General features: G+C 62.5%; 12 protein-coding genes. 6 read left to right on the forward strand and 6 right to left on the reverse strand.

What is annotated here, in order from left to right; genetic code table 11:
• Nucleotides 1–48: 48 nt before the first annotated feature.
• Nucleotides 49–1179, reverse strand: a complete 1131-nt coding sequence (locus FYK55_RS10365; RefSeq protein WP_161604416.1) for a WD40 repeat domain-containing protein — start codon at nucleotides 1177–1179, stop codon at nucleotides 49–51.
• Between the two features lie 804 nt (nucleotides 1180–1983).
• Between FYK55_RS10365 and FYK55_RS10370 the strand changes: the two genes are divergently transcribed.
• Nucleotides 1984–2928, forward strand: coding sequence for a TIGR03009 domain-containing protein (locus FYK55_RS10370; protein ID WP_235908582.1), 945 nt, complete (start codon nucleotides 1984–1986; stop codon nucleotides 2926–2928).
• Between the two features lie 334 nt (nucleotides 2929–3262).
• On the opposite strand, the gene FYK55_RS10375 is transcribed toward FYK55_RS10370, so the two are convergent.
• Both FYK55_RS10375 and smc read right to left on the reverse strand, forming a co-directional pair.
• Nucleotides 3263–4729, reverse strand: a complete 1467-nt coding sequence (locus tag FYK55_RS10375; RefSeq protein ID WP_150076355.1) for an ankyrin repeat domain-containing protein — start codon at nucleotides 4727–4729, stop codon at nucleotides 3263–3265.
• A 118-nt stretch (nucleotides 4730–4847) separates the two neighbouring features.
• Nucleotides 4848–8447 (reverse strand): chromosome segregation protein SMC, encoded by a 3600-nt coding sequence (gene smc, locus FYK55_RS10380; protein WP_150076356.1) that lies wholly within the window; start codon nucleotides 8445–8447, stop codon nucleotides 4848–4850.
• Between the two features lie 299 nt (nucleotides 8448–8746).
• Between smc and FYK55_RS10385 the strand changes: the two genes are divergently transcribed.
• The 5 genes from FYK55_RS10385 to FYK55_RS10405 all read left to right on the forward strand — a co-directional run bounded on the left by FYK55_RS10385 (nucleotide 8747) and on the right by FYK55_RS10405 (nucleotide 15180).
• Nucleotides 8747–10621 (forward strand): tetratricopeptide repeat protein, encoded by a 1875-nt coding sequence (locus FYK55_RS10385; RefSeq protein ID WP_161604417.1) that lies wholly within the window; start codon nucleotides 8747–8749, stop codon nucleotides 10619–10621.
• Nucleotides 10622–10633: 12 nt separating this feature from the next.
• On the forward strand, nucleotides 10634–11686 hold the full coding sequence (locus tag FYK55_RS10390; protein ID WP_150076358.1) for a MotA/TolQ/ExbB proton channel family protein: 1053 nt from the start codon (nucleotides 10634–10636) through the stop codon (nucleotides 11684–11686).
• Nucleotide 11687: 1 nt separating this feature from the next.
• Nucleotides 11688–12119 (forward strand): ExbD/TolR family protein, encoded by a 432-nt coding sequence (locus FYK55_RS10395; RefSeq protein ID WP_150076359.1) that lies wholly within the window; start codon nucleotides 11688–11690, stop codon nucleotides 12117–12119.
• Complete coding sequence (locus FYK55_RS10400; RefSeq protein WP_235908583.1) at nucleotides 12116–14002, forward strand: prenyltransferase/squalene oxidase repeat-containing protein; 1887 nt, start codon at nucleotides 12116–12118, stop codon at nucleotides 14000–14002. Before FYK55_RS10395 ends, FYK55_RS10400 begins: the two co-directional genes overlap by 4 nt.
• Before the next feature lie 182 nt (nucleotides 14003–14184).
• On the forward strand, nucleotides 14185–15180 hold the full coding sequence (locus tag FYK55_RS10405; RefSeq protein WP_390621724.1) for a nucleoside hydrolase: 996 nt from the start codon (nucleotides 14185–14187) through the stop codon (nucleotides 15178–15180).
• Nucleotides 15181–15350: 170 nt separating this feature from the next.
• Here the strand turns inward: FYK55_RS10405 and FYK55_RS10410 are convergent, their stop codons facing one another.
• The 3 genes from FYK55_RS10410 to FYK55_RS10420 all read right to left on the reverse strand — a co-directional run bounded on the left by FYK55_RS10410 (nucleotide 15351) and on the right by FYK55_RS10420 (nucleotide 19108).
• A complete protein-coding gene (locus tag FYK55_RS10410; RefSeq protein WP_235908584.1) occupies nucleotides 15351–16763 on the reverse strand; it encodes an ATP-binding protein in 1413 nt (470 codons plus the stop codon).
• A gap of 49 nt (nucleotides 16764–16812) precedes the next feature.
• The gene (locus tag FYK55_RS10415; protein WP_150076361.1) at nucleotides 16813–18084 is read right to left on the reverse strand and encodes a protein phosphatase 2C domain-containing protein; all 1272 of its coding nucleotides are present in this window, start codon (nucleotides 18082–18084) and stop codon (nucleotides 16813–16815) included.
• A 421-nt stretch (nucleotides 18085–18505) separates the two neighbouring features.
• A complete protein-coding gene (locus tag FYK55_RS10420; RefSeq protein WP_150076362.1) occupies nucleotides 18506–19108 on the reverse strand; it encodes a nitroreductase family protein in 603 nt (200 codons plus the stop codon).
• Nucleotides 19109–19151: the final 43 nt, after the last annotated feature.

Here is a 19151-nt window from a genome sequence, read left to right on the forward strand (position 1 = left end):
CGTCCATCAGGATCCGCCCTTTGTTCAATCCCCCGTCCGCGAATGTCCTTAGCGATCGATCGGACGATCGCGTTCGGCAATCCGTTCGCGGTCATTCTGAATGCCCTCCAGAATCCAGCGGCGGAGCGTCGCATCGTAGCCTCCCGAAAACAGCTGGCCTCCGTGCGATGCCAGCGCTGCGATGGAACCGACGTGACCCGACAACTGTTCGACAACCCGCCCCACGGTGACATCGACAATTCGAATCACGTTGTCGCTGCCCGCAACCGCCAAGTGCTCGGAATCCACAATGCTTAGCGAAAACAACTTTCCGCTTGTCACGGGAACCTTGGCAACCACTTGCTTCGCTTCGGTATCGAATAATCCCACCACACCGTCTTCCCCGACACTGACCACGACGGGGCTGGATGGGGCAAAGGTCAAGGCGTGTGCCCGGCCGCGATGGACGGGAAAGCCGCCCACCAATCGGTTGCTGCCGCGATCAAACAGATGCAGATCACCGCTTCGACCCGCGACGACCAACATTGCCCCGTCGCCACGATACGCCACCGCCCGCAGGTCATTGCAAGCACAGTTCAATCGCGGCGAGTCTCCGTCGGCACGGCCGATCAGATACAGATCGCTTTCAAAACCGACGGCTGCCATCTCCCGTCCGTCCGGCGAAAAGCGCACGCACGTCAGAGCCATCCCTGCGGCCATCCGCTGCAACACCTGAAAATCGGTTTGCCGGTCCCAGACGATCAACTGCCCGTCGTTACCGGCCGATACCAGTCGCCGCCCCTGGGCATCGAACGCCAAGGTGCGAATCAGATCGGAATGCCCCTGGAGCGTGGCGACCGTTTGCAGTGTCTGCACGTTCAGCAAGCGGATCGCATGGTCGTCGCCGGCCACCGCAATCAGTTGCCCACGCGGATCCGCCGCGATCGACCGGACCACCGTGCGACCGTAGTCGGCACTGATCGGCTGCAGCTCAATCGTTTTTTGACGCACCGGTCCGATCGTCCGCGAGGCTCGACCGCTGGTCCAGGTGGCGGAGGGATCCGACGGATCGGTTCCCTCGTCCGCGGAGAGTGCGCCGGCGAACGTCCCCCTGGTCGAAATCCCACTTGCCAATGAAAGCAACAGAGACCGACGCGAGACGGTTCCGATCCGCGGGGGTGCAACGAGTTGCTGGGGCATGCGTGAAGGTTCTCCCGGGGCGGGACGGAATCTGCCAATGGTGGACGAAGTCGCCGGACGCGCCCTGCGCACGGCTACACCCGCTTCTCCCATCGGCCAATTTGCCCGGCACGCATGACCGGATCATTCGGAAATCTTTACCAAGCGAGAACTTCGGACCTGAATAAAAGCACACCTGGCGTCCGCCAGAGTGGCTGCCTTCTGGTCGCGTCGCGGGGGAACGGACGGGTGGGTTGAGGGGGCGGAGCGAGGATGGCGGAGCCATCCCAGCAGTGCGTCCCCGGGCGGAGCCCGGGAACCAGGGAGCGGGAGGTTTGTCTGGTTCCAAGGCTCCCGCCTTGGAACCCACCGCAACGCAGGCTCCGCCTGCCGCGGATGGCGGAGCCATCCCAGCAGTGCGTCCCCGGGCGGAGCCCGGGAACGAGGGAGTGGGAGATTTGCCTGGTTCCAAGGCTCCGCCTTGGAACCCACTGCAACGCAGGCTCCGCCTGCCGCGGATGGCGGAGCCATCCCAGCAGTGCGTCCCCGGGCGGAGCCCGGGAACGAGGGAGCGGGAGGTTTGTCTGGTTCCAAGGCTCCCGCCTTGGAACCCACCGCAACGCAGGCTCCGCCTGCCGCCGACGCCTTGCTAGCAACCAAAATCTCTGAGGCACAAAACCTTCTTGCCGGAAACCGGCATTGGCCTATTCCTGATGGCAGCCAAATTGCTAAAACCCCCCGGCATCGCGGCGGCGGAAGAACCGCTGGGCCGCGTGAGCGTGCAACGGAAACCGATCGAGAACTCCAAGGATGGTGATGCTGGTGATGGGAAAACGCCGCCTCAAGAATCAAAGACTGCTTGCCGCCGGTTGCCTGATTGCATTCGGCGTGGGCTTCCCGATCCACTCGGCTGAACTGTCAGCCCAACAACCGCAAACGGCCGCACCGGCGGCCGTCAAGCAACCGTTTGACCCGTTGCCTGCGGAAAAACAAGCGGAGCTCGATCAAATCCTGCTGAAGTGGCAGGAGCAGAGCCAGGGGACGCGAACCCTGGAATGCAAATTCGAACGTTGGCACTACGACCTGTTGGCCGCTCCGGCCGGCGTGCACGCGCACAAAGCCGAAGGTTTTGTGGCCTATGCCAAGCCGGACAAAGGTGTCTTCCGTGTCGACAACATCCTGTTTTACAACGGCATGAAGGACCAGAAGCCTCAGTACGGAGCCGATCCGACGAAACAGGGAGAGTACTGGGTGTGCAACGGGACCGAATTGATTGAATACGATCGCGGTGAAAAGAAATGCACCGTTCAAACCTTGCCCGAAAACATGCGAGGGCAACAGATCTTCAACAGCCCGCTACCGTTCGTCTTCAACTTGGACGCAGCGGAAATCAAACAACGGTATTGGATCCGGACACTCAAGTCGCCCAAGCCGAACACGTTTCTGATCGAAGCCTGGCCCAAACGCCAGGAAGACCGCGCCCAGTACAAAACCGTCCAGGTCGTGTTGAACCAGCAGTTCGAACCCGAAGTGCTAATCATGTATGCCCCGAATTTTCACGCCAAGTTGGCGCCGCAGTGGGATCACTATCAGTTCAGCAACGTCAAACGGAACGCGCTGACAGCCACCTTGCGGCAGTTCATGGGCAACTTCATTCCGAAGAAGCCGCCATCCGACTGGGAAGTGGTTCGCGAAAACTTTGTCCCGCCACAAATTGCCAATCAGCCCAACGGCGGCGAACAACAACCGGCAGCACCGCGTCGCGAATAGTCGACATCAATGCAGATGCTCGCGAACGACCTTCACCTTGCGTCTTGGAGGTTGTGACGCTGTTTCACCCTAAAGGTCGAGCGCAGCCGGGGAAGAATCGCCTGGCTGCTCGCGGACGGCGTTGCTGTCGCCGATTTGCGGCTCGTTGGACATCGCGAAGTTCAATCAAAAACACCGTGATTTGCAGTGCGGTGAGCGGCAAGTCGATTGAGGCGAGAAAACCCGCGGCTAACGCCGCGCGGCTCACCCGAAGAAAACCACGCTCTGGCGAGCGTGGCTACTCGCAGGGGGCTGTCGGCGGTTCGTGACCTCCGATGCAATTCAACGAAGGTCGCTACGATCCGTCCGACGCTTGCAGTGCCCGATCGATCGCTGCCTCGGTTTCCGGGTTCGGCTTGAACGATCCTGGTCGTTTCCCCTGGGCAATCTGTTTCGGCGTCGAGCCGAGTTGATTCTTTCGGTTCCAGTGTTCTGGCTGGGCCCCCAATTCAACCAACAGATCCACCACCCGAGGAAAGCTGCGGTAGGCGGCACCGTGGACCACCGTTTCGCCATGTTCATCCCGGTCATCCAAATGCCCGCCCCACTGGACCAGCTGTCGCACCATGGCCAACGTCTCCGCTTCGGTCCCAGGAAACTCGTCAGCGACAAAGATCCCGACACCGGCTGCGGCCAGCAGGGGCGTCGTGCCGTCCGCGTTGGCCAGTTGAACGTCCGCGCCAAGTTCGACCAATAGCCGCGCGTAGGGCAGGTCCGACGTGTAGGCGGCATACAACAATGGCGTCGCGCCGCGATCATTCAAGCGGGCCGCGCGGTACTTACCGTCTTCCAACTGCAAATTCACGTCCGCGCCACGCCGGACCAATTCCCGGGCAAATTGCAGGCTGCCAACCTGTCCGGAACCGACCGGCGGCGGATCGCCCATCGCGTTGTCTCCACGCGGCGGTCGGCGAACCCACGAGAGCGCGTGCAGCGGAGCAAACCCGCTGCGTTGGTCGTTGGGATCGGCGCCCCAATCCACCATCATCAGTGCTAACTCAAAATGCCCGCTTTCGACCGCCAACAGCAGCGGCGACATGCCCTTCCGCGGCGCCCGGCCCGACGTCCTTAACGGGTTCATCGTCGCCTGAATGTCCGCGCCGGCGTCCAGCAACCGCCGCACGATGTCGGCGTGTCCCTGGCGAGCCGCAAAATGCAGGGCAGTGAAGCCGCTGCGCAAATCGTGCTGCCAATCACAGCCGTGCTCCAGCAACACGTCGACCGCTTCCAGATTGCCGCGTGCGGCCGCCCACATCAACGCCGTTTGGCCGTCGCGTTGCTTGGCATCCACCGCCGCGCCGCGTTCAATCAACGCTTCGACCAACGCAGCGTTGCCTGCCCGAGCTGCATGCATCAACACGGTTTCGCCGCCAGCCAGAACCGTCTGGGCGTCGGCTCCGGCCCCCAGCAACACGTTCGCGGCTTCATCATGTCCCAGGCGGCAGGCAACCGCGAGCGGCGTGATGCCGTATTCGGTCGCCACGTCCTCTTTCGCGCCGGCCGCCAGCAATTGTTCGACCACCTTGGGTTGATTCCAAAACGCGGCCCAGTGCAAAGCCGTCATCCCGTCCGGCTGCGGTGCGTCGACCTTCCCCTGGTCGCCGAGTCCCTGGTCGCCAAGCGAGGCGACGACGTCTTTCCAACGCTGCTGCTCGGCCAAGTCAGCGATCGATGATTCAGCCGATTGGGCCTTGCTCGCCCCGACCAGGAACTCGACCGATCCGGCTAGAAACAGCGTCAACAGCAGCAACGGAAATCGCATGGACAACCCCGACGGTAAAGGAAGACCATTCATTGTAGCGAACCGCGCGGGCCGATCGGATAAGGAGCGAAAGGGCGGCAAAACAGGCGAGCCCGTGGGAACTGCGGGGGCAAGCGAATCAGGCCGCTTCGCCTTCGCTGATTTCGCCGTCGTCGCTGACGTCTTCGAAACGGATGGAGACGCGTTTGCTGACACCCGATTCCTGCATCGTGACGCCGTACAACGTCGTCGCCGCCGTCATCGTCTTCTTGCTGTGCGTGACGACGACAAATTTGCTGTGATCCAGAAACTCATTGAGCACCGTCACAAAGCGGCCGATGTTCGCTTCGTCGAACGGTGCATCCACTTCATCCAGCACGCAAAACGGGCTGGGACGGTATTGGAAGATGGACATCAGCAACGCGACCGCGGTCAATGCCTTTTCCCCGCCGGACAACAACGAGTTGCTGAAACTGGGCTTGCCGGGCGGCGTTGCCAGGATCTCGACGCCGGCTTCCAGCGGGTCTTCGGATTCCTCCAGGACCAGATCGGCGTGCCCGCCCCCGAACGACTTGCGATAGAGTTTTTGAAAGTTTTGGCGGATCGCTTCCAACGTATCCAAAAACAGCCGTCGGCTGTCGGCATTGATCCGCCCGATGATGCGTTGCAACGAATCCTTGGCGGCGGTCAAATCCTCATACTGGCCGTTGAGATGATCGAATCGCTCTTGCAAGCCCTCCAACTCCGCCAAGGCTTCCATGTTCACGCTGCTGGTGCGCTGCAGTTGGTCACGCAACCGATTGATTTCCGCATCCATCGCCGCGCGATCGTCGATGTCGGCAATTTCTTCCGGCGGTTCATCATGCTCGAGGTCAATCTGATAATCCTCCTGCAACCTTTCGGCCAACGTCGCCAATCGGTGTCGGGCGTTGTCGCGGCGACTGGTGATCGCGTGCACCGACTCACTGGCCTCGGCGGCCAGCTTGATGATCTGCTCGCTGGCACGTGCGGTTTCGCGATTCGCCTCGCGCACGGCATCCGCCTGGCGGGCCAGATCGTGCAAGGCCTTTTGGTGTTGCTCGCTTTCCCAGTGCAGCGTTGCCAATTCCGTGGTCGCCGAAAGCATTTGCTGGACCAATGATTCCATCCGCCCGCGCGCCGCATCGGCCCCGGCGCGTGCCTCGCCAACGGCGGTTTCGCGTTCCGCCTGATCGCGCCGCTGTTTCTCGATGGCGCTCACCAATGCTTCATGCTTTTGTTCGGCTCGCGCCAAATCAACCGAAATCGTCATCACGCCCGCGGTTGCCGTTTGCAACGCCTGTTGCGTCTCCGACAACATCTCTTCGATCTCCGCCGACTCGCTTTCCAGCAGTTCGATCTCGTGCCGTGCCGATGCGATTTCCGCCTGAATCTCAGCGGCTTCCTCGCGGCCGCGCGCCTGTTCGGCGCGATTCGCTTCAATTTCCGACGCGATCCCCTCGTGCAATTGGCGACCGGATTCGACACGCTCGCCGGCGTGACGCTGATCGGCCTGGGCGGTCGCCAGCTCGGTCAGCGCATCCCGGTGCCGTCGTTCCAGCCGCCCCAACTCGGCGGACTGCCGGTCGACAAGCTGCGCCAGGGTGCCGATCTCTTGATCGTTCTCAGAGATCTGGAGGGTGTAATCTTCGATCTGCTCCGCAGCCGCGGTCAGTTCGCTGCGGCGGCTGACCAATCCGGTGGCTGAAGCCACGGTCCCCAGAATCATCGTCCCGTCGCTTTCCAAGACTTCGCCCTGACGGGTCACGAACCGTTGGCCGCGGCCGCCGAGTTTGCAAATCTTGTGGGCCGCATCCAGGTCTTCGACCAGCCACGTCGACGAAAGCAGGTGCGAGATCAGCTTGAATTGATTCGGTGCGCACTCGATCACCCGATCGGCGCGGCCAATCACGCCACGCAGACCCGCCAGCTGAATCCGGTTTTCCGTTGGTGGTTCCGGTAGCTGATCGGTGCGGATGATTCCGACGCGCCCGTCGGCCGTGACTTGGCCGCTGCGGATCGCTTCGGAAAGAGCCGGCCCGGAGGTGACCAGGTACTGTGCCCGGTGCGCCAAAGCGGCATCGATCATCGGTGCGGTGTGCATGTCTGCGCTGACCAAGTCGGCCACCATCCCGTCGACGATGATCTTGTCGGCCAACTCCTCCGACTGTGCCAACTGTTGAAGCACTTCCCGGACGCCGCCGGAAACACCTTCCTGACGATGCTGCAAATCTTCCAGGACCAGGTACCGCTGCCGAACACCTTCCAGACGCGCTCGAAGCTCTGCCGTCTCTCCGCTGCGACGGTCCAAGACCCGACGGTTCTCGTTCGCTTCCGTTTCCGCATCGCGAATCTCGCCGGCCAACGTTTCAATCGTCCCGGTCAGTTCCTCCACCCGTCGCGCATGCTCCTGGGCATCTTGTTCCGCCTGGCGGAGCTGCGTTTCAGCGGCCTGTTGACGATCCGTCAGATTCTCCAAGGCCCGTTCGGCCTCGGCCAGCTTGATCTCGACGCGTTGCAAACCGGACTCTTTTTCCGTCACGCGACGCACGGTGATCAGGTGACGGCGCTGCAACTGGTCGCGTTGCTTGATGATTTCATCGGCCTCCGCCTGGACCCGATCGCGATCGGATTCGGCTTTCGCGGCCCGTTGGCGAACCGCAATCAGATCCGCACGACAAGCATCCTGCTGTGCGACGGCCTGACGCAATTGGGTCGCAGCGGCGCCGGCTTGGGCTTGCATCGCGCGGACCCGCCGCAACGACTTGGCGATTCCGGCGCGAAGCTCTTCGACCGACGCCTGGTCGGCATCGCGGCGCCCCGAGAGTGCTGCGATCCGCTGTAAGGAATCGCTCCGCTGCGTTTCCAATTGCCGGGCCTGGTCGGCGATCTGCTGCAATTCCAAGTCCGCCGCCTGACGACGCTCCGTCATCGACTCGCGCTCGGCCTGCAACGTCTTTTGCCGCTGCACCGCTTCGGCCAGTTCGCCTTCGCAGCCTTCGATTTCGGAGGTCAGGTTGGCCCAATCGTTCCAGGCCGCTACGGTCCTCAACTCCTTCAACCGCTCGCTGGCCTGGCGATACTTTTCCGCTTTGCTGGCTTGGCTGCGGACGCGTTTGAGCCGGGAACCGACCTCTTCGACAATGTCGCCCAACCGAGTCAGGTTGGATTGGACGCGGGCCAGGCGTCGTTCGGCCTCCAGTTTTTTGGCCTTGAACCGGCTGATGCCGGCGGCCTCCTCAAAGATCGCGCGGCGGTCCTTGGCGTTGGCCTGCAGCATCCGGTCGACTTTGCCCTGCTCAATCAGGCTGTAGGCATCAATGCCGACGCCGGTTCCGCGAATCAGATCGCGGACGTCTTTCAGGCGAACAGCCTGTTGATTGATCAGGTACTCGCTCTCTCCGCTTCGATACACCCGGCGGGTGACATGGACCTCGGGGGCGTCGACCGGCAGATTGCCGGACGAATTGTCAAAGATGATGGTCGCTTCGGCCGCACCCGCCGCCGGACGGGTCTGGGACCCCTTGAAGATCACATCCGACATCTCCTTTCCCCGCAGACTCTTGGCACTCTGCGATCCGAGCACCCACTTCATTGCGTCGACGATGTTGGATTTCCCGCTCCCGTTGGGCCCCACGATGACGGTGATGCCGTCGGGAAAATCAAACCGCGTGCGATCTGCAAAGCTTTTGAAGCCGGCGAGTTCGAGAGCTTTGAGCATTCGCGGGTGGGGCGACGAAGGGACGAAGGAGACACCCTAAAGCGTAGATAAAACGCCTGGTTGGGGATAGTTGGTATTGTCGCAATCGCCCCGGGAGAGCGGTTGGGAGCCGCGATTCCGCTTGCCAGCGAAGCGAGTTTTCCGGTAATCCGGAATGCACCGATTTTATCGCTGGTCTCATGCCCGATCCCGGATCCTTTCTCGACCGCCGCCGGCCGCTCGTGACGTCCCTTTTTCCCTTGCGACACCGCGATCGATGCTTGCGCACCTGTACATTTGTTGCGGTTCTGGCTGCGCCGATGCTGTCTCCCCTGCAAAGCCAAAGCGACGAGCCGGCCTCGCAGGAAATCCGAAACGACCAAAACTCGGGTGACATCCAGTCCGCCTACGAGTCGCTGGTTCGCCTGCACGAAACCACGCGGCAGGACAATTCGGTTGATTTCGTGGTGTTGGCCCGGAAGGCTGAGGGACAGTTGGACGCCGAGCAGGTTCGGTCGCTGTACCGCATGGCGGCCCAATCGCTGACTCGCAGCGAGCCGTCGGCGGACCACGCCGACCGGCGGTTGCTGATTCGAATGGCGGCGGCGACGCGACTGGAGGCCCCCGAGCAGGTCACCCCGATCCTCACGGACGCCTTGGCGGAGCTCAGCCAGCCGGGAATCCAAGCCTCCACTGCCAGGGAAACGTCGCTGGTCCAAATCTCGCTGCGTTCCGCGTGGTCCCACCTGACCCGATCGGAACCGGCCGCCGCCGAACGCCTGTACGTGGCGATTCTCGAGCTGCTCGGCCGACGTATTTCGGCGGAGGATCCGCCAGCAGCAACCTGGGACTCCCAGCGAGCTCTCGCAATGCTGGGACGAGGCTGGGCCACTGCAATGCAGGCAGACAAAGCCGATCAAGCCGCACAGCGGTTGCAGGAATTCATTGACGCCTATCCCACCCACGCCGACGCGGCGCGTGCCCAGGCGATGCGAATCCGATGTCTAAAGTCCGCTGGAAACGAAGCAGCGTGGAAAGAATCGATCGCGGAGTTTCTCCAACGCTGGCCGAACGATCCGACGGCTCCCGAAATCGTCGCGGAGTTGCTCGCCGAGTCGGATCCGGAGCGATCCGAGTTGCAACAAGTGGTGATTCGATGGTTGGATCGCGACGGTGATCTCGACCGCTGGCCGTTGGAACTGGTCGGTCACGCGCTGATTCTTCGGGGCGATTCCCTGCCGGCGGAACGGTATGCCGCGTTGCAGCGCCGCGCGGCCACCGAAAGCTCGGATGGTCGGATCATTGCCATGGTCTTGAACGCTTTCAGCGACAGTGGCCGGGACGCGGCATCGGAGCGGATTGCCGCGGCAGTGATCGGCGGTTCGATCGAGCAACCGACTCCGATGAGCATGGAAGCGGCTTGTCGTTGGGCGGCGCGGACTCAACGCTGGACGCTGCTGGCATTGGCCGCGGAAACCGTCAACCTGCTGCCGGGCGAAGCCGATGCGAGGACGATTCACGTCGACCGCTTGCTGGCCGAAGCGTTGCTGCAAACCGGTCGCGGAGACTTGGCATGCACCTGGTGGGCGTGGGTCGTCGATGTCCGCGGAGCCACCGATTTCGCCAGTCTGCTGCGGTGTGCGGAAACCGCCGTGGCCGACGCCCCGATCGACGAAGCGACGCGGCGACTGGATCGCGTCCGCCGTTGCATCCAGGATTCCGACGGAAGGTTGCAAGCAAAAACACACTTGATCGATTTGCTGGACGCCGACTTGGCGATCCGGCGATTGGACTTTGATCGTGCCCGAACGCTCTTCGATGCGGTCGTTCGAGCTCCGGGGACGACCGCGGCGCTGCGTGGACGGGCGCAGTGGATGATCGGCGAAACTTACTTTTTGCAGCATCGCTTTGCCGACGCGATTGACGCCTACCGCCGCGTCGACGGTCTGGATCCGGGCGGCGAGTTTGCCCCGGCTTCTTTGGTTCAAGCCGGCAAGGCGTTTGAACAATTGGGGCGGACACGGGACGCCGGAGTTTGCTACGGAACACTGATGGAACGTTTTGCCGACAGTTCGTACGCCACGGAGGCGCGCCACCGGATGGCGGTGCTGTCGGGCAGGGCAGAAACCGCCCCGGCCGGTCAGGATTCGTCCTCCCGCGACTCCCAGCCCGCCGGCTCTCGATTGCGACGATGATCGCCGACTGACATGAAACACCTTTCCCCCAATCGATCCACGCTGAAGCTGCGACCGGAGAATTCCCGTCGGCGGATGGCCGGACTGCTGTCGCACCTGCTGCCGGTCGTCGTGCTTTCCGCCGGACTGCTGTGTTGGCTGGTCTCGATCGACAATGCCGCGGCTCAGAACGGATCTCCGTATGGAAACAACCAGTTTGGAAGCCAGTTCTCCGGAGCGGCGCCACTGAATCCGAATGCCGCGCAGGGCTATTCGTCTCAACCCGCGTTTCGGGTCGCCCAACAAGGTGGCGGTGCGGCGGCGGGGGGTGGTTCCGGGATTCCGGCATTGCCCAACGAACAGGCCAACGCCGCCAGCGAAGACGCACAAGACGGCGAAGGTTCCGGATGGTTCCAAACACCGGCGGTGGTGCAAAAGGTGATGTCGGGCGGCTGGCTGATGTTGCCGCTGGCGATTTGTTCGCTGATCGTGTTCGCCCTGTCGCTGGAACGCATGATCGCGTTGCGACGCGGACGCGTGATTCCGCGGCCGTTCGTCCGCCGGTTCACCGAGTGCGTCGAAGACGGAGTGCTCAGCTACGAAGAAGCGACCGAGCTTTGCAAAGAATTCGATTGCCCGGTCAGCGAAGTATTCCGAGCGGCGTTGCGTCGCTGGGGGCGACCGATGTTGGAAATCGAACAGGCGGTTCTGGATGCCGGTGACCGCGTGTCCGACGGTTTGCGAAAATACCTGCGTGTCTTTCACGCAATCAGTAACGTGGCCCCGCTGATCGGACTGCTGGGAACCGTGATCGGCATGATCCAGGCGTTCGAAGTCATCAGCGATCAACAATCGCTCGGTCGCCCGGAGATGCTCGCCAGCGGCATCAGCACCGCCTTGATGACGACCGCCGGCGGTCTGTCCGTCGCGATTCCTGCCTACCTGGCGTACATGTACTTCAGCAGCAAGTCGGACCGCTACCTGGGAGAAATCGAGCGGCTTTGTCAGCGCGTCATCGATTGCATCTCCGCGGAGGGCTTGGAAGACGCGGGTTCATCCCGGGCCAAGAAACGCAGGGCGGCCTGACATGGCAAATCGAAATCGGTCCGCCGACGACGTTACCATCAACCTGACGCCAATGATTGACGTCGTGTTCCTGCTGGTGATCTTCTTCATGGTCGGCACCAAGTTCAGTGAATCCGAAAGTCGCATCAAGGTCAGTGTTCCATCGGTCGGACGCATGAACGCGATCTCGCGCGTCCCGGATGAACGCGTGATCGAAGTCACCGCCGACGGCAAGATACTGCTGGATGGCCAAACGATCGATGTCGACCAGCTGGCAGAATCGCTTCGTCAGCAGCACGCCAACTATCCGGATCTGAAAGTCGCCGTGCGCGGGGACGGATCCAGTTCCTTTCAACGTGTCGCCGAAGTGTTGCACGTGGTTCGCCAAAGCGGCATCGAGCAATTGGGAATCGCCGCCAAGGTGGATCCCAGCGGCGGAGGGATGCGCCGTTGAATCGCATCGGTGCAGATCTTCCGTTATGGGCAGATCCGCGTCTGGTGTATGCGGTCGCGATTGCTGCCATCGTCTTGCTGGCGGCCACGGTGTGGCTTTTTCGCCGCACCAAACGCGACGGTCGGGGTGCCGGGATTGTCTGTCTGATTCTGTCGGTTGCCTTGCACGTGGCGCTGCTTTGGCTGGTTCCCTACCAGGCCCAAAACGCCGGCGGCTCGTCGACCGAAGATGACTCACCCGACCACGTCGGTGTGGATGCGATCACGTTTTCGACTTTCGAGTCGGACCTGCAAATCGCCGAAGCGTCCGGATACAGCGATCCGATGCCGATCGCGCCGCTACCGGTGCACTCGCTGCAGGAACTGCTCGCCGAACCGACCGTTCCCGATGACGCGAAATCGGCGGTCGACGCGGGATCGGTCGAAGAAGATGCCTTGTCGATTCCCGAACCGCCGGCGGAGACTCCGCCACCGCCTGCGGCCCTGGCAAGCACGCTCGAACCACCTGCCGTCGAGGATTCAGAGCTGGCCGCGGAATTGGATTCGGCCCTGGATCAGTTGCTGAAGACGCAGCTGGAAATCGCTCAAAGCCCCGCCGAGGCCCCGTCACAGATCGAGCCGTCGGCGCCATCAGCGGATCCACCGAAGCAGGACGATCAGCCGGCAGCGGATCCGTCGATGCTTACCGAACAGCGCGAACCCGCCGTCCGCCCCCAGGCATCGCCTACTGTCCGACCGTCCGCGGCAAACGCGTCGCGTCAGGCTGCTACCACCGCCGCCGCGGCGACGGTCCCCGGCGAAACCGCGTCAGATTTCGCCAACCGCGTCGGATCGGCCAAACAGATCGCTTTGGCGGAAACGGGTGGTGACGCCCAAACCGAAGCGGCGGTGCGCGCGGCGCTTCGTTTTCTGGCTGAGTCACAACGGGATGATGGATCCTGGGATCCGCGGGCGTCCGGCGCCGGTGTCGAACGCATGCCTTTGGGGGAACACCGTTTCGGGGCGGGGACCAAGAGCACGCATGCCCTGACGGGGTTGGCGCTGCTGACCATGATGGGAGCCGGCAACACGCATTTGGACGGCGACTACAAAGACAACGTCTACCGCGGCCTATCCTACCTGATCCAAAACCAGAACCCCGACGGCTCGCTCAGCGGCGACGCCACGTTGTACGCCGCCAGCTACTGTCATTCGATGGCGGCACTCGCCTTGTGCGAAGCGGCGGTGATGACCCGAGACGCGTCCGCGGTCGAATCCTCCCGGCGGGCCGTCGGTCACACCATTCGGATGCAGCATCCTGTCACCGGCGGTTGGCGCTACACCCGTGGTGATCCCGGCGACCTGAGCCAACTGGGCTGGCAGGCCATGGTGCTGGATGCCGCCCGACGCGCCGGCGTCGCGATTCCCAACGAGCGTTTCGACGGGATCGCAAGGTTCTTGCACAGCGTGCGTGCCGGTTCGGGCGGCCTGGCAAGCTATCGGCCGGGCGAAGCGGCCAGCCGCACGATGACCGCCGAAGCCTTGGCCACGCGGCTGCTGATCGGTGAAGCCGTCCCACAGCGAGAAATCGATGAGGCGGAACGCTATCTGTTGGACCGACCGCCCGGGACGGGGCAAGACAACTATTACTGCTGGTACTATGCCACGATTGCGTTGCACCAGTTGCAGGATGATGCCTGGCAGCGGTGGAACGCGGCGTTGAAACGACGCCTGCTTTCGACGCAACGTCCCGACGGCAGTTGGCCCGCAGGAACGGTGTGGGGCGGCTACGGGGGAACCATCTACACCACGTCCATGGCGGCGTTGTGCCTGCAGTCCTACTACCGACACACGATTCGCGGCACCCGCGGCCGCGTCGCACGGGCGCCCGGAACGACACGTTGATCCCCGTGATCAATTCTGGGATCCAAGTCGCCGCCGAACGAGTCTGCGCCGAGGGAATCGTCGCGATGGTTGCACCGGCAACAGGCCGAGGTTATCGTCGCAGGCTTTCCCACCCTGCTCCTCCGCACCCCGCCCCGACGATCATGTTTCACGCTGTGCCGCGTCTGTTGCCGTTGATCCTGATGCTTGCCGCCGTCCCGCAACTGTTCGCAAACGATCCCGTCCCCTTGGTGTTCGATACGGACATCGGCAACGACTGCGACGACGTCTTGGCCTTGGCCATGATCCATTCGCTGCAATCGCGAGGCGAATGCGAATTGAAGGCGGTGACGATCACGAAAGACCACCCGTTGGCTGCCGCGTTCACCGACGTCGTCAACACTTTTTACGGCCGCGGCGACGTCCCGATTGGTGTCTGCGACAGCGGCGTCACACCGGAAGCGGGCCGGTTCAACACGCTGGCCGAAGTTCAGGACGACGGACAGGACCGATACTCGCATGACTTGCGTTCGGGCCAGGATGCCCCTCCGGCGGTCGACGTTCTGCGTCAGACGCTGGCCGATGCAAAGGACAACAGCGTGGTGATCTGCCAGGTCGGCTTTTCCACCAATTTGGCCAACCTGTTGCGATCGGACGCCGACGCGATCTCTCCGTTGGCCGGCCCGGAATTGGTCCGCAAGAAAGTTCGCTTGCTATCGATCATGGCCGGGGCCTTTCGCGACATTCCCAACGGCCAAACGGGAAAGCCGGCGCCGTACCGGGAGTACAACGTCATCAAGGACTTGGACGCGGCCCGGTATCTGTCGCAGCACTGGCCCACCGAGATCGTTTGGAGCGGTTTCGAAATCGGTTTGAACCTAAAATACCCCCACCAGAGCATTGATCAGGATTATGGCTACGTGGAGCACCATCCGGTGGCCGAAGCCTACCGGCTCTATCGCGAGCCGCCCCACGACCGTCCGACCTGGGATTTGACGTCCGTCCTGCATGCGGTCCGTCCGGACCATCAGTACTTTGATCTGTCACCCGCAGGAACGGTCACGGTCGATCCGGAAGGCTACACACGGCACAACGCCAAATCAGACGGACGCGATCGCTACCTGATCATTCGCGAGGACCAAAAGCCGCGCGTGATGGAAGCGCTCACGCTGCTGTCCAGCCAACCACCCGCACCCTGAGCCTTCGCGGGTAGGAAAAGGGGACGGGGGTCAATAGTGGGGGGGGCGGAAAAGGGGACGGGGTTCAATAGCCGGAACGGCCCTTCGGGTGCTTTGCACTATTGACCCCCGTCCCCTTTTCCCCGTCCCCTTTTCCCCGTCCCCTTTTCCAGGTCCGTCCCCTTTTCCGCCTACTGAACGCCGTCGGGTTTGCTGACCGGCAAGGTCACGACGGCCGAGGTGCCTTGGTTGGGCTGTGATTGAAACACCAGGCTGCCGCCCAGTTGCGAGACGACGTTGCGGGTCAGGTACAAGCCCAGGCCGATTCCGCGGCCGGGCTCCTTGGTCGTGAAAAAGGGATCGCCCAATCGTCCCAACACGTCGTCGGTCATTCCCTGACCCTGATCGGTGACAATGATTCGCACCCCGTTGCCATCGAGCAACGATTCCACTCGGACACGTCCGCTGGCACCGCTGGCATCCAACCCGTTGTGAATCAGATTGCGAATCGCTTGAGCAACGGCCTCTTCCGGCATCCACAGCGTTTGGTTCTCCACCGCGTCGACGCCGTCGACCACATCGACCCGGTGCGGATCGCGGATGCCTTCCAGGGTCGCATCGATCAGATCACCGACGGTCGTCCGGTACCATTGCTGGGCCATCGAATCGCCCGCTGCGCCGCGCATCCGCTGCAGAATTTGGCGGCACAATTCCAACTGATGATCGATCAGTTTCAAGTCTTCATCGACCGACGGCGGCTTGTCGACTCCTTCCAGGTGATGCGTCAACTCGCGGGCAATCACGTCGATCGTCGACAGCGGCGTCGCCAGTTCGTGCGCCGCTCCGGCCGCCAACGTGGTCAGCGCTTCGAGGCGACGGTCGGCCGCCTGGGCGAGCTCTTTTTCGCGGAGTTCGCGTTCCCGCTCTCGCAACAGACCGCTGGTTCGGGTGACAAAGTAGGTGACCACCGAGGCACAGGCGGCGAACGCCAACATCATGCCCACCGAACGCAGGTCGAATTCGCCGGAAGCGTCCGGCGGCGTCAATCCCATCACGGGAACACTGTGCCGCAGCACGAAGGCGTAGCCCAGCGTCGCGACCAGCGTCAAGGACCACGCCGCGCGAGGCCGAATCATCACGCCACCGACGGCCAGGTTGACGAAGTAAAAGAAGCTGAACGGGTTGGCCGCCCCGCCGCTGAAATACAGCATCGCCGTCAGCGTGATCAGATCCAGCAGCATCAATCCCAACGCCACCGAACGTACGCCCGGAGACTCTTCCAGATCCATTACGGCCGGACGCCCCGAGCCGATCAACGGTTCGGCGGAGTCACGCAGTTGCGGATCAAACCGCCGCAACCAGAAGCCGTACCCGATGTTGGTGACCGCAGTTAGCGCGACCAGGGCCAGCAGCGGCGTGTACCAGAGCTGGACACCGACAAACCAGCCGGCGAACAGGATCGTCGCCAACTGACCCGCAACGGCAAACGTGCGAAGGTGCAGCAACCAGGTGGACGATCCGAGCCGCGCCGAGGGGATCATCGGCAGCGCGAGACGGTTGATGCGTTCGCTGGGGAGGACGGCTTCATGGGGAGTTGCATTCACAGGGCACGAAGCGACTTGGCGTGGGCGTCGGACGGGGTCGGGACGGCGTTCAGGGTTCGACCGCCGTCTCACCGGCGGCCCGGTCGTGCTGTTCCCTCAATTGCTGCATCGTTTCCACGATCGCCTCGGCCTGCCTGCGGATCGCCGTCTTCCCGTCGCCACTCCGCATCGCCTCCATTCCTTCGTCTTGGAATTGATCGATGTCCCTCCATTCCATCGACCAGTTCTTCAGCTTCGCCGCTTCGCGCAGCTCCTGGACGGTCTTGCCCAAACGATCAAACAGTGCCTGGCCGGGATCGGATCGGTAACGTCGATAGGGACCTTTGCCGCCGTTACACCGCGACCGACCGGACGACACCGAATCGCCGTGGTAGGTGCGCCGCCGTGTCTGACGTCGGAGCGCGGTGTACGACGTCGTCGTGATCACACCGGCGATGATTGCACCGACCAGCGTGATGATCATGGAACCCTGCAGCTGCAGGTACCGGAACGCGATGGCGGCCATCAAGCACAGGGCCGTCGCGGTCGCCGAAGTCACCGTGCCCCAGAACGCACTGTTGTCGCCCGAGTTTGACGGAGGGGCGGGGACGTGATGATCGACCAGGGGACCATCGGTCACCGACACGACCACGACGGTACTGTTGTCGGGGCCGCCGCGGAGGTTGGCCAAATCGACCAGCACCTGAACAGCCAACTCATCGGGCAAGCAGTCCAACAGCGTCGCGATTTCGACGTCATCGACTTGTCCGGAAAGACCATCGCTGCACAACAGAAAGCGATCGCCGGGATGAACTTCGAACGGACCTTCCATGTCGATCTGGACGTTCTCATTGGGCCCCAGCGAGCGTGTGATCACGTTCTTTGGCAACGCCTGACCGAGCGCGCTATCGGGATGGACCTGGCCGCTGGCTTGCACTTCCCAAACCAGGGAATGGTCAAACGTCAGCTGTTCCAACACGCCGGCGCGCAACCGGTACACGCGGGAATCACCGACGTGGGCGACGATCGCTCCCTGAGGCAACAGCGCCAACGTGCTGGCGGTCGTCCCCATGTTATGAAATTCCGGGTTTTGCTGACCGCGCTGGTAGATCTCGTTGTTGGCGTCACTGACCGCCAACCGCAAAGAGTCCTTGGCGTCCTCCGGCGAAGCCCGGAAGTAATGCATGGCGATCAACTCGGTCGCCATCCGGCTGGCCAGCTCGCCGGCGGCGTGGGCTCCCATTCCGTCGGCGACGATGAACAGGTGCCCGCGGCGTTGAAACCGGTCCATCGAACCGGCGGGAATCACCGAATGGGAATCCTGGTTGTTCGTCCGGCGCATACCGACATCGGTTCGCGACGCGCAGGCGACTCCAGGATTCCAGGATTCCGACACCGATTGATAATTCCGAGTGGTCGTGGATGTGAAGTTGGCTTTGCCCGCCGATCCGGATTTCCTGCGATCGGCTGGAGACAACACAGGCCCTACGGCAACACCGGGTTGCCAAAATGTGGTTCCGAGCGACACCGCCACCGCCGGTCCATTGTGCTACGCGTCAACGGCGTGCCGTATCCGCACTCCCCCGCGGTGGACCGCCCGTCCCCCTGTCGTGGTCTGGCTCTCTGCCATGCGTCGACCGCCCCTTTGCCGTCCGCGCCTCGGTCGCATGCCGCCTGGCCATCGAACCCTACCGTATTTCCGTCCAAGTGCCGCGGATCCAACACAGCACCTAGCCAAAATACCAAGAAACGTGATCGTTTCATTACCATTGGAACCGATTCCCCCAGGTTCCGGCAAACACTTGCTCCGAAATCGGCCGCCGCTGACGCGGCCCAGCCTCACGTGCCGCCAACGTTTTATCCTCATCGTTCTGTGGCGGATCAACAACGGGATATCCGATCGCAATCGCGGTTGCCGGCTCAAAATCTTCCGGGATCTGATACTCCGTGCGGATTTGGCTGAGATTGACTCCCGCCATCTGATGGGCTTGCAACCCCAGGGCCGCGGCTTGCAGGGCCAGGTGGGCGGCGGCCTGTCCGAGATCATGCAACGCGACCCGATTCGGATTCTCGTTACGTGAAAACTTCGTGCGATAGGCGGTCAGAATCAACACGCCGGCGTTCGCGGCCCAAGCACGGTTGGCTTCTAATAGACACCCCAGCGCCTTGTCGAAGGCCGCCGAATCCTCGCGTTCGGCGAGGATCCACCGCCACGGTTGTTCGTTGAAACTGCTGGCCGCCCAGCGAGCCGCTTCAAAGCAGCGTCGTAACTTCTCCGGCTCGACGCCGCGACGTTCGAATCGATACGGACTCCAACGCCGATTGACGGCATCCAGAACGTCCTGTTCGGTTGGATTGACAGACATCACAGACTGGAAACGGGGGCACGGTGGTCCAGAGCTGGAAACG

The sequence above is a fragment of the Roseiconus nitratireducens genome (assembly GCF_008629675.1).
Classification (GTDB): Bacteria; Planctomycetota; Planctomycetia; order Pirellulales; family Pirellulaceae; genus Stieleria; species Stieleria nitratireducens.